Genomic DNA, 26,511 nt, shown 5'->3' on the forward strand with positions numbered 1-26,511 from the left:
GGGCGCTACAGGACGTGTTCAGAGAGTTCACTATGTCGGCAAACGAAAACCATACACCTAACGCCCTGCCTGCGGGCTACCGGTTTAATGAATTTGAAATCAAGGAAGTGATTGGCGGCGGCGGATTCGGCATTGTTTACCGTGCCTGGGATCATCAGCTAGAACGCACCATCGCCATCAAAGAGTACATGCCGGTTTCACTGGCGGTACGCGCGGCAGATATGACGCTGGAACTGCGCGGCGAACGTTTCAATAAACTGTTCACTGCCGGTCGCAATAGCTTCATTCAAGAGGCACGTCTGCTGGCGCGCTTCAATCATCCGGGTTTACTGCATGTGTTGCGCTTCTGGGAAGAGAATGGCACCGCCTACATGGGCACCCTGTATTACAGCGGCATGACGCTGAAAGAGTGGCAAATCACCAGCCCCGATAGCATTGATGAAAGTTGGATCCGTCGTCTGTTGCCGCCGCTGTTTGGTGCCATTGATACCATTCATGCCGCCGGATATCTGCATCGCGATATCTCGTTAGACAATATTCAGATTCAGGAAAATCAGCTGCCGGTGTTGTTGGATTTCGGCTCAGCACGTAAAGAAATCGGCAACCTGTCTGACGAAACCGAGATCATGCTGAAGCCCGGCTTTGCGCCGATTGAACAATACAGCGAAGAAGGTGAAATCGAGCAAGGTCCGTGGACCGATATTTACGCGTTAGGCGCAGTGCTGCACAACTTGATCACCGGCCATGCGCCGCCGGTCAGCGTGGTGCGTTGCATCGAAGATAATTATCAGCCTTTGGTCGAACGTAAACCAGAAGGCTATTCGCTGCCGCTGCTGCACGCTATCGACTGCGCGTTAGCCATGAAGCCGCAAGATCGTCCGCAAAGCATAGATGCCTTCGCCAATCTGATTGATTTACCGGTGAGCGATGTTGAAGCCCTGTCGACCACCTTCCCGGCCGTGGCTGAACCTGTTGCCCCTGCTGAACCGGTGATGGTGACGCCAGAGCCGCAAGTGTTGGCGGTCAATCATGCCTCAGCATCTGTAGAACCGTTAACGCCGCGCAACGTGCGCCGCTTATCGCCGGGCTTAGTCGCGGCGGCGGCCATCGCACTGCTGGCAGTGATTTTGGTGGTGTGGAAAACCAATCGTCATAGTGATGTGCCGCCAGTGGCTGCCAGTACCACACCAGCCGCGCCGCCTGCGGCAGCAAATAGCAATGTGGCGAGCAGCGCGCCGACCATGGCAACGGTTTATCTGCGCTTGCAAGCGGGTGAGAATGTGGTGCTGAATGGTGAAGCTAAAGATGTGAAACCGTCAACCAGCGGCTTTGCGTCATTGAATCTGGCTGCCGGCAACTACCGTATTGAAGTGCACCATGGCAGCGAAGTGCACAGCCAATCGCTGACCATTGATAAACCCGGAACCTGGCTGATTAATCCCGCACAATAATCGCTTAACGCGCTGCAGTATTCTGCTGTAGCGCGCGAACCTCAGCGGCCAAACGTGTTAACGCGTCTTCCTGCATGCCACGCTTACCTAATTCTTGCTCCAGCGCGTAGAGATACTGCGCGTTAGTGCCAAGCGGCCCGCTCGCCTGCGCAATCAGCGGCGCAATGGTGCGGCGGCAAGAGTCACTTTCATACAGCGGATGACGCGGATCCATGATAAACACCAACGCAGTGACGTTGCGCCCATCATCCAGCTCCAGTTCGCACCAGGTGGGCAAATAGCAGCCGGTAATCATCTCGCGCTTCCACAGCAGTTCGAGTTCATCATGCAAGCGGGATTCTGGCAGACGGAACGCCAATCCGCTGGTTGAACCGCCCTCTTTTAACGCCAGCATGCGACCTGGCGCGGTCACAGTGCCACGACCGGCGGTGAGACGCAGACAAAAAGCACGATGCCAACCTTCCAGTCGACCTGATGCCACTTCTTCTGCTTCAAAAATCGGGTTCCACATCAACGAGCCATAGCCAAAAATCCACACCGGACTTTGGTCAGGACGACACGCCAGCGTCGCGGATAACGAAGCCGCGCGTTTTTCGCAGCTCCACAACAGCGCTTCATCGATATCGCCAAAGGATGTCTTACAATCTGCTTTTAACAAAAATTCCCGCGTTAACACTGTGGTCTCCTCTACTGCGCTGACATCTTATTGGTGTGGTTCTCTGAAGTGATGTCTACAGGCGACGCTAACTGCATCGTCTTAATAAAAGACATTAATTCATTTTTAACAAAAATTTCAAGATTGACCCCGATCACAAAAGGGAAATTGTTTGTAAATAGCATCGGCTGCCTGGCGGGGAACTTGAATTAGGCGGGACAAAATGCGAAGCGGGCCGCAAAGACCCGCGTTAAGCGCTACTGTTTAGGGTGCCATTTGTCGTCTTCACCTTTGGCGTACTCTTGCTTCACCGCCGACCAGGCAACTTTGTGCGACACCTCTTCCCGCGATTCGTCACCGCGTCGATCATCCGGATCTTTATACTGGTCCCAGGCGCTGTTAAAGGCTTTTTGATAAATGGTTTGCGCGTGGCTCGGCAAAACGTGACGCACGCTGTCAGGCAACTCGCGGTTTGATGAATAAGGCATAATTCCTCCTGTTTCACACACACTTTTTAAGTCTGGAGCAGATCAAATAAAATGCAAACATGCCTTTTAACGCAGACAAGACAAGAAATGGATGTAAAGCAGGATAAACCATAATTAAAGTCAGTATTCATCATGAAATTTTCGTCACAAACGCAGCTAAATATTTTCTCAACATAATGAATATCAGGCCTAATCTTACGATAACTTATGCTTTCATCATGTTATACCTGCTTTTCACTTTTGGTAAAATCGCGTAAAGCTGCAACATGCGGCCTGATGAAAAGTTAAACTGCTAAGCGCTAGAAAACTCATTATATTTATCAGGCAATGAATGCCTGATTTGTTCTTTTTGCCGGAGAGGATGGTAAATGCCTGCACATGAAAAAACCCGCCATACGGAATACTCACTGATCTTCCCTGTCGCTGCGCTGGCGGTGCTGAGCTTCTTCGGTAACCAGACAGCGCTATTGCCAGTCATCGGCATCAACCTACTGGCGCTGGTCGCCATTTTAAGCAGCGCCTTTAGCGTGGTGCGTCACGCCGATGTGCTGGCACACCGTTTAGGCGAACCTTTCGGCTCGTTGATTCTTAGCCTTTCCGTGGTGATTTTGGAGGTCAGCCTGATCTCCGCGCTGATGGCCACCGGCGATGCGGCACCCGCGCTGATGCGCGATACGCTTTACTCGATCATCATGATTGTCACCGCCGGTTTGGTTGGTTTTGCCCTGCTGCTTGGCGGCCGTAAGTTTGCGACGCAGTACGTCAATCTGGCGGGCGTTAAGCAGTACATGATTGCCATTTTTCCGTTGGCAATTCTGGTACTGGTGTTTCCTAACGCGTTACCCGGCGGCGATTTCACCACCGCACAGGCGCTGATTATCGCCGCGATTTCTGCCGCGATGTATGGCGTGTTCTTGTTGATTCAGACCAAAACCCACCAAAGCCTGTTTATTTATGAGCACGAAGATGAAGGCGACGATGGCGATCCGCATCACGGTAAACCTTCCGCGCACAGTTCGCTGTGGCACACCGCATGGCTGGTCGTGCACCTGATTGCGGTTATCAGCGTGACCAAAATGAATGCGAATCCGCTGGAAAGCTTGCTGACCACCATGGATGCGCCAAAACAGTTCACCGGCTTCCTGGTCGCGCTGTTGATTCTGTCGCCAGAAGGATTGGGCGCGATCAGAGCGGTATTGATGAATCAGGTACAGCGTGCGATGAACCTGTTCTTTGGTTCGGTGCTGGCAACCATTTCACTGACCGTCCCTGCGGTGACCATCATTGCCACCTTAACCGATCAGCAGCTGGTATTTGGTCTTGAGCCGCCGCAGATGGTGATGATGAGTGCGGTGCTGATCCTGTGCCACATTTCGTTCTCCACCGGACGCACTAATGTGCTGAACGGCGCGGCGCATCTGGCGCTGTTTGCAGGGTATTTGTTGACGATTATGCTTTAACGTTGGCGGTTGCCATAAATGGCAACCCTACGGAAATCGTGCAATTTGTAGGGTCGCCATTGATGGTGACCAGAAAATAAAAAAGGCGCCATCGGCGCCTTTTTCACATCTGAAAACAATCAGTTGCTGGTATCCAGCTCTGGGAAACCTTTCACCAGATCGTCAATCGCTTTCATCTGCACCAGGAACGGCTCCAGCTTATCCAGCGGCAGCGCGGATGGACCGTCGCATTTCGCGCTGTTTGGCTCTGGGTGCGCTTCAATGAACAGACCAGCGATGCCCACCGCCATACCAGCTCGTGCCAGTTCAGCCACTTGTGCACGACGACCGCCCGATGCCGCGCCGAACGGATCGCGGGTTTGCAGCGCGTGCGTGACGTCGAAGATCACCGGGCTGTTTTGCGTGACGTTCTTCATCACGTTGAAGCCGAGCATATCGACAACCAGGTTGTCATAACCGAAGTTGCTACCGCGATCGCACAGAATCACCTGGTCGTTGCCACCTTCGACAAATTTATCGTAGATGTTGCCCATTTGGCCTGGGCTGACGAATTGGGGTTTCTTCACGTTGATCACCGCGCCGGTTTTCGCCATCGCTTCAACCAGATCGGTCTGACGTGCGAGGAACGCAGGCAACTGAATCACATCAACCACATCAGCAACAGGCTGCGCCTGTGAAGCTTCATGCACATCGGTGATGATTTTCACGCCGAAGGTTTGCTTCAGCTCCTGGAAAATCTTCATGCCCGCTTCCAAACCCGGACCGCGATAGGATTTGATGGAAGAACGGTTGGCTTTGTCAAAAGAGGCTTTGAACACGTAAGGAATGCCGAGTTTTTCGGTCACTTTCACGTAATGTTCGCAGATGCGCATGGCGAGATCGCGCGATTCCAGCACGTTCATGCCGCCGAAGAGTACGAATGGCAGATCGTTTGCGACCTTGATATCGCCGATTTTCACTACTTTCTGTGTCATGCCCTTTCCTTTCCTGTTTTCGGGTCGCGCTTAGTGCAGCGTGACCTGTTTCTGTTCAATAGCGTGAATCTGCACTTTAATCATTTCGCTGACCGGGTCTTCAGGACACTGTTCAACAAAATAGGTCAAATCGGTCAGCGCGATGTGTTCACACTCAAGTTGCGCATAGATCAAACCACGATCGCGAATTTCATAGGGATCATCGGGATCAATACGCAACAGAACCTGGCTCACGTTGAGTGCCAGCTCCATTTGCTTCTCTTCCATCAATGCGGACTTCAAGGTGTCGAGCATCTTGCGCATCACGTTGACGGTTTTTGCTTCGTCGAGGTCATCGTTATACAGCTTAGCGGTTGGGCTGATATTGCCTTTCAGCCACACTTCCAGCGTGTGAGTGTCCAGCGTTTCACCGTTAAACGGATTGATCAGCCACATTTCACCGTCCAGCCAATCCGCACGCAGAATCAGCTGCGTCGGGAAAATGACCGGCATCAGCGGCAATTCTAGCTCATCGGCAATGTGCAGCAGAATCACGCCCAGTGATACCGCAGTCCCCTGACGACTCTTCAATACTTTGTCGATCCACAGCGCGTCAGACAGATTGTAGACGCCGCTGGCGCCACCAAATCCCCATTGACGATAGAACAGCTCAAGCAGCTTCTCCAGCTGCAAGTCGGCATCCTTTTCACTGCTGATGAACGCACGGGCTTCATCGACTAACGCCGCCAACTGCTGTTGCACCGACGGCGCGGAAAAATCATTACGTATGGCGCATGTGGCGCCAATCACCGCTTCACTCAACGGTGTTTCACTGTAATCAAGTTGCTCTGGCGAGGTCATACAATCCCCAATAACGGCATTTTGGTCATCGCCAACTTGATTACAAACAGCAATGCAACGATTGCAATCAGGCAAGCGATCCAACGGGTCCCCATTTTACGTGGGCGACGGCTCAATGCCACGGAACCTAAGGCGATGTAGATAATAACCGCTAACAGCTTCTCCGTCAGCCAGCTTCCTTGTGGCGTGAACGGATAAAAGTGGGTAATCATCACCAGCAACGCGCCGCTCAGCAGCAAAAAAGTGTCGTTGATGTGCGGCGCAATGCGCACCCACTTGCGTTGCAGCAGCGCTGAACCGGTGCACTGCCAGTAAAAACGTAGCAAAAACAAGCTGATGGTAATCGCTACCGTCAACAGATGAAAATGTTTAATCAGGGGATACCAGCTCGCCATGGTGCTTCCTTATTGAAAAAATTGTCCTAACGTGACGCGCGGATTGCCGCCGTAATCGTCAACGGTACTCACCGCGTGATAACCGTGCTGCGTCATAATGGCGCGTACGGCCTCACCTTGTTGCCAGCCGTGTTCCAGCAGCAACCAGCCGCCAGCTTGCAGCCACTGCGGCGCGGTGTGAATGATGTAGCGCAAATCGGCCAAACCCTGATCGTCCGCCACCAACGCACTGAGCGGCTCAAAACGCACGTCGCCCTGCTGCAAATGTTCATCTGCGGCATCGATATAAGGGGGATTGCTGACAATCAGGTCAAAACGTTGAGCGGGAAGATGGTTAAACCAGTGGCTGAGCATGAACTGGGCATTATTGATGTGCAGACGCTGTGCGTTTTCCTGCGCCAGTTTCACCGCGGCGGGAATACGATCGCAGCCGATGACCTGACAATCTGGTCGCTCGCTGGCTAACGCCAAAGCGATAGCGCCGGTGCCGGTGCCGAGATCCAGCAGCGATGCGGCGCTAGCTGGCAAATGTGCTAACGCTTGTTCGACCAACACTTCGGTATCGGGACGCGGAATCAGCGTCGCCGCGTTAACACGCAGCGGCAGCGACCAGAATTCCCGCTCGCCAACCATATGCGCAATCGGCTCACCCTCGACGCGTCGCGCCAGCAGCGCATTCAGTTGGGCTAGCTGCGCGTCATCCAGCTCTGCGTCATCAAACGCCACGATCCAACTGCGCGATTTGCCCGTCACGAAGCCAAGTAAAATCTCGGCATCACGCTTCGGGCTATCGCCGCCACACAGCGCAACCACAGCGTGTTGCAGCCAGCGACGGATGTTCATCAATCCTGTCCAGCCAGTGCAGCCAGCTGATCGGCTTGATATTCCTGCACAATCGGCTCAATTAACGCATCCAGCTTGCCTTCCATCACTTCATCAAGACGATAAACGGTCAGGTTGATGCGGTGATCGGTGACGCGGCCCTGCGGGAAGTTATAGGTACGATTGCGGTCGGAGCGATCACCACTGCCCAACAGATTGCGGCGCGTTGAGGCTTCAGCGGCATTACGCTTGGCGGTTTCTGCCGCGTGAATACGTGCGCCCAATACTGCCAAGGCTTTGGCTTTGTTTTTATGCTGCGAACGTTCATCCTGACATTCAACCACGATACCGGTTGGTAAGTGGGTGATACGAATGGCGGAATCGGTGGTGTTAACGTGCTGACCACCGGCACCGGACGAACGGAAAGTATCAATTTTCAAATCGCCCGCGTTGATTTCCGGCATCTCTGCTTCCGGCAGTTCCGGCATCACCGCAACGGTGCAAGCTGAGGTGTGAATACGGCCTTGCGATTCAGTTTCCGGCACGCGTTGCACGCGGTGGCCGCCCGATTCAAACTTAAAGCGACCATAAGCGCCATCGCCAATCACACGCGCAATCACTTCTTTATAGCCGCCGTGCTCACCTTCGTTGGCGCTGATGATTTCCACCTGCCAGCGACGCGCTTCGGCGTAACGGCTGTACATACGGAACAGATCGCCAGCAAAAATCGCCGCTTCATCGCCGCCAGTCCCGGCGCGCACTTCGATAAAGCAAGGGCGCTCATCATCAGGATCTTTTGGCAGCAGCAGCACTTGCAGTTGCTGTTCTAACTCTTCGCGCTTCTCGCGTGACAGTTTTAACTCTTCCTGCGCCATTTCGCGCATTTCCGGGTCGTCCAGCATCATTTCAGCCGTTTCGACATCTTCCTGCACCTGCTGCCATTCGCGGAAACAACGGGTTACGTCGCTAAGCTGGGCATATTCGCGTGATAACGCACGGAAACGATCCTGATCGGCAATCACGCCGGCATCGCCCAGCAACGCTTCCACTTCCTCGTGGCGTTCCTGGAGCGCTTCCAGCTTGGCAACAATAGAACTCTTCATGTAATAGCGGGTATCCCAGTGATAGGTCGTGACCGGCTAGATTACTCTAAACCGAGGCTGTCACGTAAGATCTGCAGGCGTTCGCTATCGCCGTCGCGTGCGGCCTGCTGCAGTGATTTGGTTGGAGCATGGATTAAACGGTTGGTCAGCTTATGCGCCAACTCTTGCAATACTTTTTCGGCGTCAGCGCCTTGCTGCAACGCGGCCAATGCGCGTTCCTGCAATTCGGCACGCACCTGATCGGCTTGTGACCGGTATTCACGGATGGTTTCAACGGCACTTTGTGCGCGCAGCCACGCCATAAATTCGCCGCTTTCCTGCACTACAATGCTTTCGGCTTGTACGGCGGCGGCTTTGCGCTGCGCCATGTTTTGCTCGATGATGGCTTGCAGATCGTCGACGCTGTACAAATAGGCGTTAGCCAATTTGCCCACTTCTGGCTCGACATCGCGCGGAACGGCGATATCCACCAGCAGCATCGGCTGATTGCGACGTGCTTTCAGCGCGCGCTCCACCATGCCTTTGCCGATAATCGGCAGCGGGCTGGCGGTGGAAGAGATAATAATGTCGGCATCGGCCAGGCGGGTTTCGATATCGCCAAGGCCAATCACTTCCGCACCCACTTCATCGGCCAGCAACTGCGCACGTTCACGCGTGCGGTTGGCGATCATCAGTTTTTTCACCGAATGTTCACGCAGATGACGCGCCACCAATTCGATGGTTTCACCAGCTCCCACCAGCAGCACATTAACGGTGCTGAGCGATTCAAAGATTTGACGTGCCAAAGAACAGGCGGCAAACGCAACGGAAACGGCGCTGGCACCAATTTCAGTTTCGGTGCGCACGCGTTTAGCGACAGAGAAGGTTTTCTGGAACATGCGCTCCAGTTCGCTGCTCAACGCGTGATCGCGTGATGAATCAGCAAACGCTTTTTTTACCTGACCTAAAATCTGCGGTTCACCCAACACCAGCGAATCGAGGCCGCTGGCAACGCGCATCAGATGGCTGACCGCTGCGTTATCGTGGTACCAATACAAGCTGGCACGCACATCCTCTTCACGCAGGTCGTGATACGCACACAACCACTGCACCAGCTTCTCCTGCAAATCGGTTTGCTGCTCTACACTCAGGTAGAGTTCGGTCCGGTTACAGGTTGAGAGAACCACACCACTCTGCACCATCGGCTGAGACAGCAGGCTATTCAGCGCCTGTTCCAGCGTGTCGGGTGTAAACGCAACGCGTTCGCGCAGCGCAACTGGGGCAGTTTTGTGGTTGATTCCGAGGGCTAGCAGCGTCATGGTGAATTCGGGTTGGGATATCCCAATAATTGTCAGGGTTTTGTGCAGCGCATTCTACAAGATGCCACAGGTCAAGAAAAGCCATACAAAGCCTATGACTGTAATAAGATTAAACTGATCGTGCGCAATTATCGCTACATCGCCATTGACGGCTTACCTGCGGATGGTTAGCGTTACCGGTTACGAAGTAAAAACGTGTCTGAGGAGATGACCACGTGATGCATTTGCCCCCGCGCAAGTTACTGCGCCTTTTACCCCTTGCCAGCGTGTTACTGGCTGCATGTACCATTAACAAACCACAAGGTCCGGGCCCAAGCACCACGTCACCACAATGGCAGCAGCATCAGCAAGCTGTCGCCAAAATTAGCCAATATCAGACGCGCGGCGCCTTTGCTTATCTCTCTGATAAACAAAAAGTCTATGCTCGCTTTAACTGGCAGCAAACCGCCGCCGATCGTTATCGCCTGCTGTTGACCAACCCGCTTGGCAGCACCGAATTGCAACTTGATGCGCAAGGTTCTGTGGTGCAGATCGTCGATAACAAAGGCAAGCGTTACGTTAGCAATGACGCAGAGAAAATGATTTCGCAGTTGACCGGCATGGATATCCCATTGGCGAATCTGCGTCAGTGGATGATGGGCTTGCCAGGCGATGCCAGCGATTATCAGCTGAACAGTAATTATCAGCTGCAAAGCGTGAACTACAGCCGCAACGGCCAGCAATGGCAGGTCAAAATCAACGATTACGACAGCAAAGTGAATCCACCGCTGCCGGCGAATCTGGAGCTGACCGAAGGCGGGCAACGTATCAAACTGCGCATGGATAGCTGGACCACACAATGATCACCACGTGGCCCGCGCCAGCAAAGCTGAATCTCTTTTTGTATATTACTGGCCGTCGTCCTGACGGCTACCACAATCTGCAAACTCTGTTTCAGTTTCTTGATTACGGCGACACGCTGGAAATCATCCCGGATAACAGTGGCAAGATTACGTTACTGACGCCGCTCGCTGGCGTGCCTGATGAAGATAACCTGATTGTGCGTGCCGCACAGGCGCTGAAAGCCGCTGCCGCCGAGCGCGGGACCCTTCCTGCGCAAGCCGGCGCCACCATCGCGCTAGAAAAGATTTTGCCGATGGGCGGCGGCTTAGGCGGTGGCTCATCCGATGCCGCAACCGTGCTGGTTGCCTTAAATCATCTGTGGCAGACCGATCTTAGCGTTGATGAATTAGCCACGATTGGCATCAAATTAGGTGCGGATGTTCCGGTATTCGTGCGCGGTCACGCGGCCTTTGCCGAAGGCGTTGGCGAGCAGTTGCAGCCAGCCAATCCTGCGGAAAAATGGTATCTGGTGGCGCATCCGGGCGTAAGTATCGCGACACCCGATTTGTTCCGCGATCCGGATCTGACGCGTGATTCACCAATCCGCACATTAGATGAACTGTTACAGCGTCCTTTTCACAATGATTGTGAGGCTGTGGCAAGAAAACGTTTTCGTAAGGTTGATGCGCTGCTTTCCTGGCTGCTAGAATACGCGCCGTCGCGCCTGACTGGGACCGGAGCTTGTGTGTTTGCTGAATTTGACACCGAGTCCGACGCACGTCAGGTGCTGGAGCTTGCCCCGAAATGGATTTGCGGATTTGTGGCGCGCGGGCTTAATCTCTCGCCGTTGCAGCGCACACTTTCTGGGCTCTAAGCGTTAACGTGACAGTGTCACTCGTTCCAGACACTGCACGTAGCGCATTAACACACCCGTATGAACATGCTCTTTGGTATTCGCCGGTTACTCTAGAGCCGTTCATTCTCTGGACGCCAAGCCTGAGGTTCTTCTCGTGCCTGATATGAAGCTATTTGCTGGTAACGCCACCCCGGAACTAGCACAACGTATTGCCAACCGCCTTTACACTAGCCTCGGAGACGCCGCTGTTGGCCGTTTCAGTGATGGTGAAGTAAGTGTACAGATCAACGAAAATGTACGCGGTGGTGATATTTTCATCATCCAGTCCACCTGTGCCCCCACCAACGATAATCTGATGGAGCTGGTTGTGATGGTCGACGCATTGCGTCGGGCTTCTGCTGGTCGTATTACTGCTGTTATTCCTTACTTTGGCTATGCGCGTCAGGATCGCCGTGTGCGTTCTGCTCGTGTGCCGATCACCGCCAAAGTGGTTGCCGATTTCCTTTCCAGCGTGGGTGTTGACCGTGTTCTCACCGTTGACCTGCATGCTGAACAGATTCAGGGCTTCTTTGATGTCCCGGTGGATAACGTATTTGGTAGCCCAATTCTGCTGGAAGATATGCTGCAGATTGGTCTGGAAAACCCAATCGTTGTTTCTCCAGACATTGGTGGCGTAGTGCGTGCCCGTGCTATCGCTAAACTGCTCAACGATACCGATATGGCTATCATCGATAAACGTCGCCCGCGCGCGAACGTTTCTCAGGTGATGCACATCATTGGTGACGTTGCAGGTCGTGACTGTGTACTGGTCGACGATATGATCGACACCGGCGGTACGCTGTGCAAAGCGGCTGAAGCGTTGAAAGAGCGCGGCGCGAAACGCGTATTCGCCTATGCAACTCACCCAATCTTCTCTGGCAATGCGGTTGAAAACCTGCGTAAGTCAGTGATCGATCAGGTGATTGTCTGCGATACCATTCCGCTGTCTGAAGAGATGAAGTCACTGCCAAACGTGCGTACCTTAACATTGTCTGGCATGTTGGCCGAAGCGATTCGTCGTATCAGCAACGAAGAATCGATCTCCGCGATGTTTGAGCATTAATTCATCGCATGAAACCGGGCCCAGTGCCCGGTTTTTCTTTATCGTAGATGATGAATTCCCACCGATTAAGCCGCTGTCGCCACTGATATTCACGCGATAAATTTCGTTAAAATCCGCAATTTTCGCTGCCATTCACTATTTTCATTCCGTGCGCATTGCCGCCCTTTAGCGGTCCATTGATTAGTGGTATTTTTCTTGACACTTTTTTTCAAGAGCTCCGACCACTATGCCTCTCGACATGTATACGCTGTTTGTTTGCGAGCTCTACGTGCTGGGGTTTTTAAGCATTATTTTGGTATTTGCGTGGGTCGGCGCGCAATATGACCGCGTGCTGGGCTGCACCACATTAGCGTTAGTTCTCACGTTCGCCACGGTGCTGCTCAGCAGCTTGCGCAGCGGCGGTTTCCAATTTTTACCGGTCGCGGTGGGCAATGTTCTGCTGCTGCTGGCTTACGGCAATTTGCTTAATGCCTTCCGTTTATTTTGCGGAAAACCGCTTGGACTCAGTTGGTTAGGCGGCGCACTCTTGTGGGCAATCCTCTGCATCTTCCCGGAATTCTATTACAGCCAACCCAAACGCGTTTTAGTGATCTGTTTGCTGTGCATTATTTACACCGGCGCCTTAATCCGCTTGTTGTGGCGAGTGCGCGCAAGCCTCACCGTGACGTTTTGGCCGGCGCAGATTTTGCTGTGGATTCACCTGTTATTTCATGTGGCGCGCATCTTTCTGGATGATGCGGTGGCAACGCCGGTACACGGCGCAATTGCCGGTTCGAGCTTCTCGGTCTACGTAATACTGGAATCAATCTTATTTGTGATTGGCCTGACATTCACCATTCTGGCGATGGTCAATGAACGCACGCAAATTGCGCACAAATTGGCATCACTGCGCGATCCGTTGACCAGCGTGTGGAACCGCCGAGCACTGTTTGAACAAGCGGACAAAATGGTGCAACGTAGCACGCGCCCCACTCAGCCGTTTATCTATAGTGCAGTGCTATTCGATTTAGACCATTTCAAATGTATTAACGATCGCTATGGTCATCAGCAAGGTGACCAGGTTTTAGTGGATTTTTGTTTAGTCGTGCAGGCGTTATTGCCGCAGGAAAGTCATTTTGCCCGTTTGGGCGGTGAGGAGTTTGCCGCGATTATCCCCGGCGATGGCGATCAGGCGCGAATCGCTTGCGAACGTATTCGTTCAGCGACACAGCTGTCGCAGCCCAACGACGTGTGTTACACCGTCAGCATTGGCTTTGCTACCGCGTTGCAGCCGGGACAACCTTTCCCGCCGTTATTGGCGTTAGCCGACGAAGCGCTATATCGTGCCAAAGCCAGCGGCCGTAATCGCACCGAAAGTTATCAGTCGCCATTACAGCCGCTGCAGGAAACGGTGCTGACTTAGTGCGAAGAGTGATCGCGACGGCAGCGTTTATCACCGTAATGACGCAGCCAGTAATAACGATCTTCAACTCTTTCACGTCCGCTCACGCGCGCACCCACCAGCCATAACAATGCACCCACGAAGATGCTGAACATGGCGCCGTGCGCAAGAAATTGCGGCAAGTTTAGAGAAGGAAGCTGATTGATAATGGAATACCCGACGCCCAGAACCATCGTCAGTAAACCTAAGCACATCAAACCATTACCTACATAGCGGCATTGTTGACGTTTCATGATCCACCTCCATCCATATGACAAAAAAACCAAAACAGCACGTATGGTTAACTAGCCATAAGCTTAGGCAATAGTTGCCGCTTAAGTTGCGTACAGGATCACATATCCTTCACAACCTTTGACAAAACTTTACCGCCATAACATTGATTTCGATAGAAATTGATTAGTCACGCAGAGACATTATCTGTGGCGCATGGCCTTTGTGATCCGGGTCGCCAGGCAGTAAACTATCGCCCTTTCCGCAGCAAGACAGGATAAACATCGTGAGCAGCATTAAACTGATTGTGGGGCTAGCCAATCCCGGCGCTGAATACGCCGCAACACGCCATAACGCAGGCGCCTGGTATGTTGATTTACTGGCCAGCCGTAACAATCAGTCGTTAAAAGACGAACCCAAATTCTTTGGCTACACCGCGCGCTTGTCGTTGGCGGGTGAAGATGTGCGCTTACTGGTGCCGACTACCTTTATGAACCTGAGCGGCAAAGCGGTAGCAGCGATGGCGACTTTTTATCGCATCGCGCCGGAAGAAATTTTGGTGGCACACGATGAGTTGGATTTACCACCGGGCGTGGCGAAATTCAAACTAGGCGGCGGCCACGGCGGCCATAACGGCCTGAAAGACATCATCAGCAAATTGGGCAACAACAATAATTTTCACCGTCTGCGCGTCGGCATCGGTCATCCTGGCGATCGCAATAAAGTCACCGGCTTTGTGCTGGGCAAGCCGCCGGCCAGCGAGCAAAAGCTGATAGACGACGCAGTAGATGAAGCGGTGCGTTGTACCGAGCTGTGGCTGAAAGAAGACAAGATTAAGGCGATGAACCGCCTGCACGCCTTCAAGGCAAGCTAAGGCCAATTCCCGCGCCGCAGAAGGCAATTCTGTGTATAATGCGCGAAATTTTTTGAATCTGTCGGCGCTGTTTCGCAGCGTCGCGCACTCAGTGAGAAAGGTAATCAGACCATGGGATTTAAATGCGGTATTGTGGGCCTGCCGAACGTCGGTAAATCCACCCTGTTCAACGCGCTGACCAAAGCGGGTATCGAAGCAGCCAACTTTCCGTTCTGCACCATCGAGCCAAACACCGGTGTGGTGCCAATGCCCGATCTGCGCCTCGATCAACTGAGCGAGATTGTTAAGCCACAGCGCGTGGTGCCAACCACCATGGAATTCGTCGATATCGCCGGTTTGGTGAAAGGCGCATCGAAAGGTGAAGGCCTGGGCAACCAGTTCCTGACCAACATCCGTGAAACCGAAGCCATCGGTCACGTGGTGCGTTGCTTCGAAAATGACAATATCATCCACGTTGCCGGCAAAGTTAATCCTGCCGAAGATATTGATGTGATCAACACCGAGTTGGCGCTGTCGGATCTCGACACCTGCGAACGTGCCATTCAGCGTTGCCAGAAGAAAGCCAAAGGCGGCGACAAAGATGCTAAAGCCGAACTGGCCGCGCTGGAAAAATGCCTGCCGCATCTGGAGCAAGCCGGTATGCTGCGCGCCTTGAAGCTGGATGCTGACGAGAAAGCGGCAATCCGCTACCTGAGCTTCCTGACGCTGAAGCCAACCATGTACATCGCCAACGTGAATGAAGACGGTTTTGAAAACAACCCGTACCTCGATCAAGTGCGTGCGATTGCGGAAGCCGAAGGTTCTGTGGTGGTTCCGGTGTGTGCTGCGGTTGAATCTGACATCGCCGAGCTGGAAGATGATGAGCGCGACGAGTTCATGGCGGAATTGGGTCTGGAAGAGCCAGGTCTTAACCGTGTGATCCGCGCCGGTTATGCTTTGCTGAACCTGCAAACTTACTTCACCGCGGGCGTGAAAGAAGTGCGTGCATGGACCATTCCTGTCGGTGCGACCGCGCCACAAGCGGCTGGTAAAATCCACACCGACTTCGAGAAAGGCTTTATCCGCGCGCAGACCATCGCATTTGACGATTTCGTGGCGTTCAAAGGTGAACAAGGCGCGAAAGAAGCCGGCAAAATGCGTTCAGAAGGTAAAGAATACATCGTTAAAGATGGCGACGTGATGAACTTCCTGTTCAACGTCTAAATATTCTGCCTGAAAAAAATCCACGCATCTGCGTGGATTTTTTGTTTCTGGCACCTGATTATCTTCCACTATGCTTAAAAGGCTCATTAATTACGGGAGACGATCATGTTGCGAATCACCCTATTAATTCCGGCCCTGTTTCTTACCATTATTCATACAGCGCAAGCCGCTGAACCGCCTTTATTTCAGGATTTAACCCCAAGTACCGCCAACCTAAATCAGTACCAATGGAACATGCGTCCGCTGGTAATTTTTGCGCCGTCAAAAACAGATGCCAATTATATTAGCCAAATGGCGATGTTAAAAAACAACGCCGACCAATTAGCCGACCGCGATATTGTGGTGCTGAGTGATACCGCGCCAGCGGAAAATGGCGTGCTGCGTTCACAACTCAAACCCGAAGGTTTTGCCGTGGTATTGGTGGGTAAAGATGGCGGGATGAAACTGCGCGAAACAACGCCATTGAGTTCGGAAGTGTTGCTTTCGACTATCGACCAAATGCCAATGCGTAAAGCCGGTCAGAAGTGAAAGAGTAAAAGCCTGAGAACAGGATTCCCAGGCTTAATCGCATAACGTGATTTATGGCTTATTCAGTATCGCCATACTGCTCATCGGAAACATGCTCCAGCCACTCAACCACTTTGCCATCCTGCGCTTCCTGAATCGCGATGTGCGTCATCGCGGTGGTTGCGCTCGCGCCGTGCCAATGCTTTTCGTGCGCTGGAATACACACCACGTCGCCCGGACGAATTTCACGCGCCGGCTCACCCCAGGTTTGCACATAGCCAAAACCGGACGTCACGATCAAACGCTGCCCCAATGGATGGGTATGCCACGCGGTGCGTGCGCCCGGCTCAAACGTCACATGGCCGGCGCTGGCACGCGCATTTTCATCCGCGGCAAACAGTGGATCAATGCGTACGGTGCCGGTAAACCAGTCTTCTGGGCCAACCATGGATGCTTGTGCGCCGGTTTTGTTAATAGTCGTCATCTCATTTCCTTAAACATTTGCCTGTTATTGGTGTCCAGTATGCCTGAGGGATTGATGCGCATTAACCCTCTAAACCTGAATGCATTTATGAGGAATAATCATCAATCCTGTTCACCACGATGCATTAACGCACAGTGTAGCCACCATCAATCGGCAATGCGTGACCGATAACAAAACTGGATTGAGGGCTGCACAGCCACAGCACCGCATCGGCAATCTCCTCGGCACGGCCGAGCCGTTTAATCGGCACATCTTTCATCATTTCAGCCATCGCTTCGGGCTGGCTTTCTAACATGCCAGCAACCATCGGCGTTTCAATGATTCCCGGGCAAACCGCATTAATGCGGATGTTTTGCGCGGCGTATTCCAAACCGGCGCTTTTAGTTAAACCGACCACACCATGTTTTGATGCATGGTAAATGCCGCGTTCCGCTATCCCGACCAAACCACCCAGCGAGGAGTTATTGACGATGGCGCCACTGCCCTGCTTCTTCATCTGGATTAATTGGTACTTCATGCAGTTCCAGATGCCACGCAAATTCACATCCATCACGAAGTCATAATCTGCCGGATCGGCGATGGCTGTTTCAGCGACCGGGCTTTGCACGCCAGCATTATTAAAAGCCGCATCAATGCGTCCAAAAGTGGCGACTGCCTGATCAACCATGGCTTTCACTTCATCGATATTGGCGACATTACAGCCAATACCAATGGCATCGTATCCTGCCGTAGTTAGCTCGCCAGCGGCGTGAATGACCGCCTGTTGATTAATATCGACCAGCACCACCGCAGCGCCAGCCGCTGCAAAAGCTTTGGCAGCAGCCAAACCCATTCCCGATGCGGCACCGGTAACCAACGCCACCTGACCGTTAAATGAATAATGCATAGTGTATTTCCTGATTCAGTTAATTATTACAGCGGGTCGTAACCGGGTTTTTTATAGAGTTCGTTGGACTTAGCGAGAATATCCGGCTTATAAACCGCTTCGATCCAGTTCTCTTTTAATACATCCTCAATCGATACAGAAATAGAAGATTCATTAATGCCAAATGCGTTGATTAATGTCTCACTCAACGCCTGAGCAATTGCGGTTTTATTCTCTTCCGACTGGCCGACAATTTTAACAATAATATGTGGCATAAACATTCCTCTATCCAAATGGCATGTAATCAACATAGCGTGATTAAATGCCGGCGATAAGCGTCACTGAATGAATAGAGTTATGAGGAATCATCATCAATCGATATTTTCTGCTTTATCAGATTCATAGACACTGCTGAAAATATATTGTTAATATCAGTCGCACCGAGTACAGGAGCGAAAAATATGGCCCGAGACAACCTCAATGATTTGGTGGCATTTGTCACTGTTGCGCGTGAACAAAGTTTTACCCGAGCAGCGGCACAGTTGGGTGTCTCGCAATCCGCGTTGAGCCATACCATGCGCTCGCTGGAAACTAAGATGGGCGTGCGCTTATTAACGCGCACCACGCGCAGTGTTTCACCGACAGAAATCGGTGAGCAGTTGCTAGCCAGTCTTGCACCAAAATTTGATGATATTTATAGCGAGCTGGCCGCGTTGCACGACAAAAAAGAGCATCCGGCGGGCACCATCCGTATTTCAGCCACCGATTTCGCTATCGAAACTATTCTCTGGCCGAAGCTGGCGCCGTTAATGCGCACCTATCCCGACATCAATATTGAGTTCGTCAATGATTACGGTCTTACCGATATTGTGGAAAAACGTTATGACGCTGGCGTGCGCTTGGGCGACCAATTGGCCAGCGGCATGATTTCGGCGCGTATCGGTCCAGATATGCGTTTTCTGGTGGTGGGATCGCCCGACTACTTTGCCGGTAAAAACCTGCCGACGTCACCGCAGGATTTGCTCAAGCACCAATGCATCAATCTTCGCCTGCCGGTTCATGGTGGCTTCTACGTGTGGGAGTTTGAGAAAGATGGCCGAGAAGTCACGGCACGCGTTGAAGGCCAGATTATTTTCCACAGCATTTTCCAGATCGTCAAAGCCGCAGTGGCAGGATTTGGCCTGGCACACGTTCCGGAAGAACTGGCGGCGCCTTATTTGCAATCAGGCCAATTAATCAATGTCATGGAAGAGTGGACGCCGTATTGGGAAGGCTTGCACATTTACTATCCCAACCGGCGCGGCTCGTCCAAAGCATTCTCGCTAGTGATCGAAGCGCTGCGCTATCGGAATTAATCAGTGATTGGCGAAGTCAGCGTCTCGGATCGCACGTTCCGCTGCTGCCAGCGCCACCAGAACATCGCGATCGAGTAATCCTTTCGCCCCGCTATCGCCGGTGAGCTGCGCCAACGCATGCTGATATTGTTTGGCGAATCCCACCGGATGCCCCGGTTTATCCTGCCAGCACAGACGCGCCTGCTGTGCGCCGCTTTGCAGCGCCCTTGCCACTTGCTGAATATCGTCTGCTGTCACCCAGCCCATATCCCCCGGCAGAATCAGCCAACCGTCCCAGTCGGCGGTGGCGCGCACGCCCGCCGCGATGGTCTCGCCGCTGCCGTGACTGGCGAACCGGATGATTTGCGCCTGAAAGCTTGCCGTAATCGCCTGGATTTCCGCGGCATCAGGATGACAGACCAGCGCCACCGGCAGCCCGCTTTGCGTTGCGTTGTGCAGCGTTAAGGCGAGCAGCGGCTGCACATTCCCAGCCGCATCAGCGTGAAGCGCCAGCAGTTTATGCCCGCGCCCGCCGCTGAGCCGATAACGCATGCCTTTGCCCGCCGCGAGAATCACGATGCCGATGCCTGCATCCTCCATAACGTCAGCGCATCTGCAAAATGATGACGTTGCTGCTGGCGGGATCGGTACGCTCACGCAGCGCCTTAACGCTTTCGGGTTTCACCGCTTGCCCGTTATTCCCCCACGAAGTGCGGATAAAGGTCAGCACATCCGCCATCTCTTGATCAGAAAGCTGCTTGCGGAACGGCGGCATGCGATAAGCATCCGGCATGCCATCAGCCACCACGCGAGCTGAACCGTTCAGCGTCACGTTAATCGCCGAAGCGTCATCCACCATCATCGATGTCGCGCCCGCCAGCGGGGAGATCCACGGCGCTTGTCCTTTGCCATCCGGACTGTGGCAGCTGCTGCAACGCGCCATAAAGGTCTGCGCGCCTGGCGTGTGTAAACGGGCTGGTAGCGCCAGCTTGCTGCTGGAATCCTGATACTGCCAGTTGACCGGCTGATTATTGCTGCCCGCCGGTAATGCCTTGAGATAATGCGCAATGGCTTTTAAATCGTTATCACTCATAAACTGCGTCGAGTTGTTGAAGGCGTCGGCCATCGACCCAAACACCACGCCATGCTGGTTACGACCGGTTTTCAGGAACGCCACCACATCATCTTCACTCCAGCGCGCCATGCCGGTGTTGCTGTCCCCGCGTAAACTTGGCGCGTACCAACCATCCAGCAATGCGCCCGCAAGGAAATCGGGGCTGCTGTTGTCCAGGCCTTTCTCGTTGAATGCCAGACCGCGCGGCGTATGACAACTGCCGCAATGTCCCGGCCCTTCAACGATATAAGCGCCACGATTCCACAACTCATCCTGCTGGGCATTGGCTTGCCATGTTGCAGCGGGAGCAAACGCGCCACTCCAGAACGCCAGCGGCCAGCGCATGTTCAGCGGCCACGGAATGTCTGATTCCTTGTTTGCCTGATTCACCGGTTTAACCTGATGCTTAAACCACGCGTAGAGATCCTGCACATCCTGATCGTTCAACTTGGCATAAGAAGGAAACGGCATGGCGGGATAAAGACGATGCCCATCCTTTGCCACACCTTTGCGCACCGCACGATCAAAATCGGCCAGCGTGTAGCGGCCGATCCCGGTTGCGTCATCAGGTGTGATGTTGCTGGTGTAGATGTTGCCAACCGGCGTGGCCATTTTTAAGCCACCAGCAAATGGCGCGCTGTCTGGCGTGCTATGACAAGCCACACAATCGCTGAGACGCGCCACATATTCGCCGCGCTTCAATACGTCGGCATCGGGCGTTGCCAGCGCGGCTTGTCCATCGAATACCGATTTCGGCGTGCGCGTCGCATACAATACCGCGGCCAGCACAATGATGATCATCGCCAATAACCACAGCGAAATCCTGCGTTTCAACATGCTCAATCCCTCAGGTTCGTCGTGGTGAGTTAGGTGAAATCATGGCGTGATAACGGCATGCTGCGCGCGCGTTTGCCGGTCAAACGGAACACCGCGTTCGCCACCGCGGGCGGTACGGCAGGCAGCGGCGGCTCGCCAATGCCACCCATTTTTTCACCACTTTCAACGATGCGAACGTGCACCTTTGCCATACGCGAGGCGGGCAGAATCGGATACAGGTCATAGTTACGCGCCAGCGGTTTGCCCTGTTGATACACGCACTCTTCCAGCAACACTTGCGATAATCCCAGTGCCGCTGCGCTGTTAACCTGCGCTTCGACGATGGCCGGATTAACGATGCTGCCCGGATCGATGGCTTCCCACACGTCATGCACCATCACTTGCCCATTGTTGATCGACACTTCCGCAATCGCCGCCGCTTCGGTGCCGAACGGCGATGCCATCGCAATACCACGCGCGCGCGTCGTGCCATCAGCCGCCTGGAACGGTCCCGGCTTCCAGCCGCCCGACAAATCCGCCACGGCGTGCAGCAGATTGGTTAAACGTGGGTTATCGCGCAGCAAATGCAGACGCAAATCGAACGGATCTTTCTCGCCTTTCGCGGCAATCTCATCAAGGAAGCTTTCGTAGAGGAAATCGTTCATCGAATTGCCCACCGAGCGCCAATAACCGAGCATCACCGGGCCTTTTTTATACAGCTGCGCAATGCGGCGATTGGGGATGGCGTAGGCTTTGCCGGTCAAACCTTCGACGGCGGAATCGTCCATTTTCGCACCCTGCTTACCGGCGATACCTTCAGTTGGGCCTTCCGTGATACTGACGGCTTCCAGCGCCAGTGGATAGCCCTCCGCATCCAGCCCGGCACGGAAACGCACCGCCGCCATCGGGCGATGGGTATCGCGCAGAAACTCCTCTTCCCGGCTCCAGATCACTTTCACCGGACGTCCCACGGCTTTGGCCAGCGCAATGGCTTGCGGATAGACCATCGCGGTGTCGTAAACGAAGTGGCGACCAAAGAAACCGCCGAGCAGCGGAGAGTGGATGAAGATCTTTTCCGCAGGTAAGCCGGTGCGTTTCGCCGCATCCGCCTGGAACATTTCCGGTGCCTGATTCGGCATCCACAATTCCAGCGAACCATCCTCATTAAAGCGCGCCAGCGCAGAAGGCGGTTCTAACTGGGCATGATTGAGGTACTGGCTGTGATAAGTGGCTTCCAGCGTGCTATGGGCATTTTTCATCGCGTTGGCGCTATCGCCTTTAACTTCAGCATCTGCGCCCTCGCCCGGCTCTTTTGCCAGTTGCTCGGCGTGGGCATCGGAGGAGAAGTCGGCAGGCATATAGCGATCGCGCTGATCTTCCGGCGGTTCCAGCCACTCCACTTGTAACGCTTCGGCGGCGCGTTTGGCGTGCCACCAACGTTCTGCCACTACTGCCACTGCGCCGGGGAGTCGATGCACCGAATGCACGCCGTTCATGGCAGTGACCTGCGCTTGATTGCGAATCTGTCCGACATTCAACCCGAGGCGTGGCGCGTGCTGAACCGCCGCTTGCAGCATGTTATCGACCTTGATGTCGATGCTGTAAACCGCCTGACCGGTGGATTTGGCATATATATCAAGGCGATTAACCGGCTTACCAATCCAGCGGAATTGCGCCGGATCTTTTAGCTTCACGTTGGTAGGATCGGGCACCGGCATATCCAGCGCACGCTGTGCCAGATCGCCGTAGTTAATCGAACGGCCAGACGCCGGATCGATCACTTTGCCAGGTTCGGTAATGAGCGTGCCAATCGGCACCTGCATTTCCAGCGCGGCGGCTTGCAGCAGCATCTGTCGGGCTAACGCGCCGAGACGTCGCATGGTGTTGTAACTCATGCGTACCGACATGCTGCCGCCGGTGATGCGCATACCCGAATCCATCACTTTGTATTGCGCATCTGCCGGGGCATTTTCCACCACAAAGCTGGCCGGATCGGCATCTAATTCTTCGCCCACGATCTGCGCCATGCCGGTAAAAATCCCTTGTCCGCCTTCGACGAACGGGCTTAAAAAGCGGATGGTGTTATCGGGGCGAATTTCCAGAAAAGCCGGCACCCGCGTCCCGGCAGGCGCAGCAGCGGCGCCTTGCGCCCGCGCCTCACCAACCGGCAATCCCAGGCCCAACACAAAAGCGCCCGCCGCGGTGCCCGCCACGCTGAGTAAGAATCGACGACGAGAAAGGTTATGCGGTTGTTCAGAGGTTAAGGTGTGTAGAAGCGTTTCAGGTAGGTTCATGCTTCACCGCCCTGCTGCGCCACGTCATGAATTGCCGCGCTAATCGCGTTGTACGTGCCGCAGCGACACAGGTTAATCATCGCCGCCACGATCTCTTCATCGGATGGATGCGCCACTTGTTTCAGTAACGCGGTCGCCGCCATCACCTGGCCGGATTGGCAATAGCCGCATTGCGGCACCTGATGCTGCATCCACGCTTGCACCACGCGTTTGCCAACCTCATCACTCTCAATCGCTTCAATGGTGGTGATGGTTTTGCCCACCACCTGCTCAACCGGCGTCACGCAGGAGCGCACCACTTGCCCGTCGACCAGCACCGAACAAGCGCCGCACTGCGAAAGTCCGCAGCCATATTTAGTGCCGGTCATGCCAAGATCATCGCGGATTACCCACAACAGCGGCGTATCCCCTTCAGCATCAACCTCAAGTGTTTGGTTATTGATTTGAAGTTTCATAGTTCTCCAGTCACGACATTGAGCAACGCGCTTTATCCGCACAAATATTGGGAGTTATAACAATTAATCCTGGCTGATTTTGATGAGATTTCCTCATAACGCTATTCACAGATAGCCACTCATTAATTATGGCTATGAGTGCTAAGCTGCAAATGCGGCTTAAAATTTATTCGTCGCGCATCTGCAAGCCGGTTTTCCTCCAATATTGATTAGGATTGATGGGTGCAAAATCTCGATATTCAGGTATTAACCCGCGCCCGGCATTGGGCTGAAAATAGCGATGTGTGGCTCTGTACCGTGCTGAGCACCTTTGGCTCGTCGCCGCGTCCGCCGGGCACCATGATGGTGTTGCAAGCCGATGGCCGCTATGTCGGTTCGCTGTCAGGTGGATGTATAGAAGAGGATTTTATTGATCGCATTGCCAGCGCGCAGTTTGATCAACCGGCGCAGATTGTGCGCTATGGCGACGGTGGCTTAACGCCAAGCCAGGCGCTGCCGTGCGGCGGCAGGTTGGATATTCTGATTGAGCATTTAGCGGCGGGTTCAAGCAGCGTCGAGTATCTCGAGCAGATGCTGCACGCACTACGCGGCGCGCTGACGCTGAAAAAAACCCTGGTGCTGCCTGATGCCTGCCCGTCATTGCAGCCTTGTAATTGGTCCAGTTCGACCATCGCGCATTACAGCGCCACCCAGGTTGAATTAATTCTGGCGGCGCCGCCACGCATTATCATTGCCGGCCTCTCCAGCGTGGCGCTGTTTTGCGCCAACTATGCGCTGTCGTTAGGCTTTGAGACTCTCGTGTGCGAGCACCGCCAGGAAGTGCGCGACAATTTTGCCAGCAGCCTGCATGCCGATATCACCTTGATCACGCAATTCCCTGCCAGCTATTTAGAACAGCATCCCAGCCATGCCAATACCGCCATTATTTCGGTCACCCACGATCCGCGTATTGATGATTTAACCATGATGGAAGCAATTAACACCGAGGCGTTTTATATCGGTGCGATGGGTTCAATGAAAAACAGCCAGGGACGACTGGAACGATTACAGCGTATCGGTGATTTCTCTGCGCAGGATCTGGCGCGCGTCCATGCGCCAATTGGATTGGATATCGCCAGCAAAACCCCGGCTGAAATTGCTATTGCGGTAATGGCGGATATTATTCGTTGTAAAAACCAGCGGCATTAACCGGCAACGTCAATCAGCACTTTTATGAAATCAAACTCGCGATTATAGAGTTGCGGAAATAGCGCAGGCGCCTCCGCTAACCCGATCCGATGGGTTATTAGCGGCGCGGGATTGAGTTGGCCTTTCTGCATATAATCCAGCGGCATTTGCCACTCCTTACCCGGGAACGGCGCCGATAGCGAATTCCAGGAACCGCGCACCACTAATTCATTACGGATAATTTTTTCAAAACTGGTGCGATCAAATGCTACATCGCCATAAGGGATGCCCAATAACAGCACCGTGCCGCCCTTGTTGGCCAGATTCATGGCATTCACAATGCCGCGCGCATTGCCCGATGATTCAACCACCACATCGCAACCTCTCCCTGCTGTTGCCGCAGCAAAGCGCTGAGCGAAATCGGCATCGCTGACGTTAAACGCGGCATCAGCGCCGGTTTCTAACGCCATCGCCAGTTTGAAATCATCGGTATCACAAGCAAAGACGCTGGCGGCACCATAAATGCGTGCCCACTGCACCGCTAACAAACCAATGGTGCCGCAGCCAACAATCACCACGCGGCTTTGCGGTTGGATGCTGACTTGATCCAGCCCATGCACCACCACCGCCGACGGTTCAACAAAGCTGGCGGCGGCGAAATCCAATCCCTCGGGGATCGCGACCACATTCGCCGCAGGCAAACGTACATATTCGGCAAACGCGCCTTGGTGATGGCCGCCGAGCACCTTCAATTCGATGCACTTAGAAAACTGGCTTTGCTGACAGAATTCGCAGTGATGGCAGGGAAAACAAGGGCAACCAATCACCCGATCGCCGGGATGAAAGCCAGTCACATTGTTACCCACTTCAGCCACGGTACCGGAGAACTCATGTCCCCAGGTCAAACCGGGATTATAGGAGCCAATTTTGCCAAAGCGCGAAATATCAGAGCCGCATATTCCCGCGGTATTCACTTTAATTATCACGTCATCATCGTGCTCAATAAGCAGCATCGGCACATCTTCAAATCTGACATCTTGTTTGCCATATAAGTTGAGGGCTTTCATTACATTCACCTTCAATATAGCGGTGCGCAAAAATGCGCACCCTACGAAAACCTCATCAATGAACCTTAGGGTCGCCATTTATGGTGACCTTATTCGATTCTATTAACGTAAATAAATAAACGTACCTGCGTTATTACTCTTTCTCACCAAACCCGCTGGCAAATAAACCTTTAATTTCACTCATGGCATCATATTCATCGCTGCCTTCGCAGATAATTTCAATATTAGAATTACCTTTGACGCCAGCGCCGAGCACGCTCATTAATCCCTTTAACTCGACGGTTTTGCCATTATTCACCAACATCACCGATGACTGATATTTCTTGACGGTTTTAATCAGCGTGGCAGCCGGGCGCGCGTGGAGGCCCGTGCTATTAACAACACGTATATTTTCTTTAATCATTTTTAAATCCC

At 53.5% G+C, this 26,511-nt stretch carries 29 protein-coding genes; 11 read left to right on the top strand and 18 right to left on the bottom strand.

The features are described from left to right. Window positions 1–32 precede the first annotated feature (32 nt). Window positions 33–1,451 carry a serine/threonine protein kinase gene (locus ACPUC7_RS01500; RefSeq protein ID WP_494921501.1) on the top strand — a complete coding sequence of 473 codons (1,419 nt, stop codon included), beginning with the start codon at window positions 33–35 and terminating at the stop codon, window positions 1,449–1,451. 4 nt (window positions 1,452–1,455) lie between these two features. Here the strand turns inward: ACPUC7_RS01500 and ACPUC7_RS01505 are convergent, their stop codons facing one another. Further along, window positions 1,456–2,127: a gamma-glutamylcyclotransferase gene (locus tag ACPUC7_RS01505; RefSeq protein WP_494921502.1), complete on the bottom strand. Its 672-nt coding sequence runs from the start codon at window positions 2,125–2,127 to the stop codon at window positions 1,456–1,458. Between the two features lie 236 nt (window positions 2,128–2,363). Further along, window positions 2,364–2,594 carry a putative cation transport regulator ChaB gene (gene chaB, locus ACPUC7_RS01510; protein ID WP_494921503.1) on the bottom strand — a complete coding sequence of 77 codons (231 nt, stop codon included), beginning with the start codon at window positions 2,592–2,594 and terminating at the stop codon, window positions 2,364–2,366. Between the two features lie 368 nt (window positions 2,595–2,962). Here chaB and chaA point away from each other — a divergent pair, with 368 nt between their 5' ends. After that, window positions 2,963–4,054: a sodium-potassium/proton antiporter ChaA gene (gene chaA, locus ACPUC7_RS01515; RefSeq protein WP_494921504.1), complete on the top strand. Its 1,092-nt coding sequence runs from the start codon at window positions 2,963–2,965 to the stop codon at window positions 4,052–4,054. Between the two features lie 119 nt (window positions 4,055–4,173). Here the strand turns inward: chaA and kdsA are convergent, their stop codons facing one another. Genes kdsA through hemA form a run of 6 tightly spaced genes read right to left on the bottom strand, consistent with a single transcriptional unit; the run spans window position 4,174 to window position 9,486 of the window. Beyond that, window positions 4,174–5,028 (bottom strand): 3-deoxy-8-phosphooctulonate synthase, encoded by an 855-nt coding sequence (gene kdsA / locus ACPUC7_RS01520; RefSeq protein WP_343552598.1) that lies wholly within the window; start codon window positions 5,026–5,028, stop codon window positions 4,174–4,176. 30 nt (window positions 5,029–5,058) lie between these two features. Next, window positions 5,059–5,868, bottom strand: coding sequence for an invasion regulator SirB1 (gene sirB1, locus ACPUC7_RS01525; protein WP_494921505.1), 810 nt, complete (start codon window positions 5,866–5,868; stop codon window positions 5,059–5,061). Continuing rightward, on the bottom strand, window positions 5,865–6,263 hold the full coding sequence (locus ACPUC7_RS01530; RefSeq protein WP_343552596.1) for a SirB2 family protein: 399 nt from the start codon (window positions 6,261–6,263) through the stop codon (window positions 5,865–5,867). The genes sirB1 and ACPUC7_RS01530 overlap by 4 nt, the downstream gene beginning before the upstream one ends. Before the next feature lie 9 nt (window positions 6,264–6,272). Then, window positions 6,273–7,106: a peptide chain release factor N(5)-glutamine methyltransferase gene (prmC, locus tag ACPUC7_RS01535; protein ID WP_494921506.1), complete on the bottom strand. Its 834-nt coding sequence runs from the start codon at window positions 7,104–7,106 to the stop codon at window positions 6,273–6,275. After that, window positions 7,106–8,188: a peptide chain release factor 1 gene (prfA, locus tag ACPUC7_RS01540; protein ID WP_494921507.1), complete on the bottom strand. Its 1,083-nt coding sequence runs from the start codon at window positions 8,186–8,188 to the stop codon at window positions 7,106–7,108. The genes prmC and prfA overlap by 1 nt, the downstream gene beginning before the upstream one ends. Window positions 8,189–8,229: 41 nt before the next feature. Further along, window positions 8,230–9,486: a glutamyl-tRNA reductase gene (hemA, locus tag ACPUC7_RS01545; RefSeq protein WP_494921508.1), complete on the bottom strand. Its 1,257-nt coding sequence runs from the start codon at window positions 9,484–9,486 to the stop codon at window positions 8,230–8,232. Window positions 9,487–9,704: 218 nt separating this feature from the next. Here hemA and lolB point away from each other — a divergent pair, with 218 nt between their 5' ends. From lolB to ACPUC7_RS01565, 4 genes are all read left to right on the top strand, one after another. Continuing rightward, window positions 9,705–10,328: a lipoprotein insertase outer membrane protein LolB gene (gene lolB / locus ACPUC7_RS01550; protein ID WP_343553930.1), complete on the top strand. Its 624-nt coding sequence runs from the start codon at window positions 9,705–9,707 to the stop codon at window positions 10,326–10,328. Continuing rightward, complete coding sequence (gene ispE / locus ACPUC7_RS01555; protein WP_494921509.1) at window positions 10,325–11,182, top strand: 4-(cytidine 5'-diphospho)-2-C-methyl-D-erythritol kinase; 858 nt, start codon at window positions 10,325–10,327, stop codon at window positions 11,180–11,182. Before lolB ends, ispE begins: the two co-directional genes overlap by 4 nt. A 136-nt stretch (window positions 11,183–11,318) precedes the next feature. After that, on the top strand, window positions 11,319–12,266 hold the full coding sequence (gene prs, locus ACPUC7_RS01560) for a ribose-phosphate diphosphokinase (protein ID WP_006118899.1): 948 nt from the start codon (window positions 11,319–11,321) through the stop codon (window positions 12,264–12,266). Window positions 12,267–12,492: 226 nt separating this feature from the next. After that, window positions 12,493–13,668: a GGDEF domain-containing protein gene (locus tag ACPUC7_RS01565; protein WP_494921510.1), complete on the top strand. Its 1,176-nt coding sequence runs from the start codon at window positions 12,493–12,495 to the stop codon at window positions 13,666–13,668. Here the strand turns inward: ACPUC7_RS01565 and ychH are convergent. Next, window positions 13,665–13,940: a stress-induced protein YchH gene (ychH, locus tag ACPUC7_RS01570; RefSeq protein ID WP_343553925.1), complete on the bottom strand. Its 276-nt coding sequence runs from the start codon at window positions 13,938–13,940 to the stop codon at window positions 13,665–13,667. The genes ACPUC7_RS01565 and ychH overlap by 4 nt on opposite strands. Before the next feature lie 263 nt (window positions 13,941–14,203). On the opposite strand from ychH, the gene pth reads away from it, so the two are divergent. The 3 genes from pth (at window position 14,204) to ACPUC7_RS01585 (ending at window position 16,522) form a co-directional block, all read left to right on the top strand. Continuing rightward, window positions 14,204–14,791 carry an aminoacyl-tRNA hydrolase gene (pth, locus tag ACPUC7_RS01575; RefSeq protein WP_494921511.1) on the top strand — a complete coding sequence of 196 codons (588 nt, stop codon included), beginning with the start codon at window positions 14,204–14,206 and terminating at the stop codon, window positions 14,789–14,791. Between the two features lie 111 nt (window positions 14,792–14,902). Beyond that, window positions 14,903–15,994, top strand: coding sequence for a redox-regulated ATPase YchF (ychF, locus tag ACPUC7_RS01580; protein WP_494921512.1), 1,092 nt, complete (start codon window positions 14,903–14,905; stop codon window positions 15,992–15,994). Window positions 15,995–16,099: 105 nt separating this feature from the next. Next, on the top strand, window positions 16,100–16,522 hold the full coding sequence (locus tag ACPUC7_RS01585; RefSeq protein ID WP_494921513.1) for a DUF4174 domain-containing protein: 423 nt from the start codon (window positions 16,100–16,102) through the stop codon (window positions 16,520–16,522). A gap of 58 nt (window positions 16,523–16,580) precedes the next feature. Here ACPUC7_RS01585 and ACPUC7_RS01590 read toward each other — a convergent pair whose 3' ends face one another. The 3 genes from ACPUC7_RS01590 to ACPUC7_RS01600 form a co-directional block, all read right to left on the bottom strand. After that, window positions 16,581–16,985, bottom strand: coding sequence for a (R)-mandelonitrile lyase (locus ACPUC7_RS01590; RefSeq protein WP_343553922.1), 405 nt, complete (start codon window positions 16,983–16,985; stop codon window positions 16,581–16,583). Window positions 16,986–17,109: 124 nt separating this feature from the next. Further along, the gene (locus tag ACPUC7_RS01595) at window positions 17,110–17,871 is read right to left on the bottom strand and encodes a glucose 1-dehydrogenase (RefSeq protein WP_494921514.1); all 762 of its coding nucleotides are present in this window, start codon (window positions 17,869–17,871) and stop codon (window positions 17,110–17,112) included. A 26-nt stretch (window positions 17,872–17,897) separates the two neighbouring features. Beyond that, on the bottom strand, window positions 17,898–18,125 hold the full coding sequence (locus ACPUC7_RS01600) for a tautomerase family protein (protein ID WP_494921515.1): 228 nt from the start codon (window positions 18,123–18,125) through the stop codon (window positions 17,898–17,900). A gap of 186 nt (window positions 18,126–18,311) precedes the next feature. Here ACPUC7_RS01600 and ACPUC7_RS01605 point away from each other — a divergent pair, with 186 nt between their 5' ends. Continuing rightward, a complete protein-coding gene (locus ACPUC7_RS01605; RefSeq protein WP_494921516.1) occupies window positions 18,312–19,205 on the top strand; it encodes a LysR family transcriptional regulator in 894 nt (297 codons plus the stop codon). Here the strand turns inward: ACPUC7_RS01605 and ACPUC7_RS01610 are convergent, their stop codons facing one another. Genes ACPUC7_RS01610 through ACPUC7_RS01625 form a run of 4 tightly spaced genes read right to left on the bottom strand, consistent with a single transcriptional unit; the run spans window position 19,206 to window position 23,863 of the window. Beyond that, window positions 19,206–19,784 carry a nucleotidyltransferase family protein gene (locus ACPUC7_RS01610; protein ID WP_494921517.1) on the bottom strand — a complete coding sequence of 193 codons (579 nt, stop codon included), beginning with the start codon at window positions 19,782–19,784 and terminating at the stop codon, window positions 19,206–19,208. It lies immediately after the preceding gene. Window positions 19,785–19,788: 4 nt separating this feature from the next. After that, the gene (locus ACPUC7_RS01615) at window positions 19,789–21,135 is read right to left on the bottom strand and encodes a c-type cytochrome (protein ID WP_494921518.1); all 1,347 of its coding nucleotides are present in this window, start codon (window positions 21,133–21,135) and stop codon (window positions 19,789–19,791) included. Window positions 21,136–21,164: 29 nt separating this feature from the next. Then, window positions 21,165–23,408, bottom strand: a complete 2,244-nt coding sequence (locus ACPUC7_RS01620) for a xanthine dehydrogenase family protein molybdopterin-binding subunit (protein ID WP_494921519.1) — start codon at window positions 23,406–23,408, stop codon at window positions 21,165–21,167. After that, on the bottom strand, window positions 23,405–23,863 hold the full coding sequence (locus ACPUC7_RS01625; RefSeq protein WP_343553915.1) for a (2Fe-2S)-binding protein: 459 nt from the start codon (window positions 23,861–23,863) through the stop codon (window positions 23,405–23,407). Before ACPUC7_RS01625 ends, ACPUC7_RS01620 begins: the two co-directional genes overlap by 4 nt. Window positions 23,864–24,085: 222 nt before the next feature. On the opposite strand from ACPUC7_RS01625, the gene ACPUC7_RS01630 reads away from it, so the two are divergent. Beyond that, window positions 24,086–25,051: an XdhC family protein gene (locus tag ACPUC7_RS01630; RefSeq protein WP_494921520.1), complete on the top strand. Its 966-nt coding sequence runs from the start codon at window positions 24,086–24,088 to the stop codon at window positions 25,049–25,051. Here ACPUC7_RS01630 and ACPUC7_RS01635 read toward each other — a convergent pair. Next, window positions 25,048–26,097, bottom strand: a complete 1,050-nt coding sequence (locus ACPUC7_RS01635) for a galactitol-1-phosphate 5-dehydrogenase (RefSeq protein WP_494921521.1) — start codon at window positions 26,095–26,097, stop codon at window positions 25,048–25,050. The genes ACPUC7_RS01630 and ACPUC7_RS01635 overlap by 4 nt on opposite strands. A gap of 133 nt (window positions 26,098–26,230) precedes the next feature. Next, window positions 26,231–26,500: an HPr family phosphocarrier protein gene (locus ACPUC7_RS01640; RefSeq protein ID WP_494921522.1), complete on the bottom strand. Its 270-nt coding sequence runs from the start codon at window positions 26,498–26,500 to the stop codon at window positions 26,231–26,233. Between the last annotated feature and the right edge of the window lie 11 nt (window positions 26,501–26,511).

Source organism: Pantoea sp. CFCC18179, assembly GCF_059412405.1.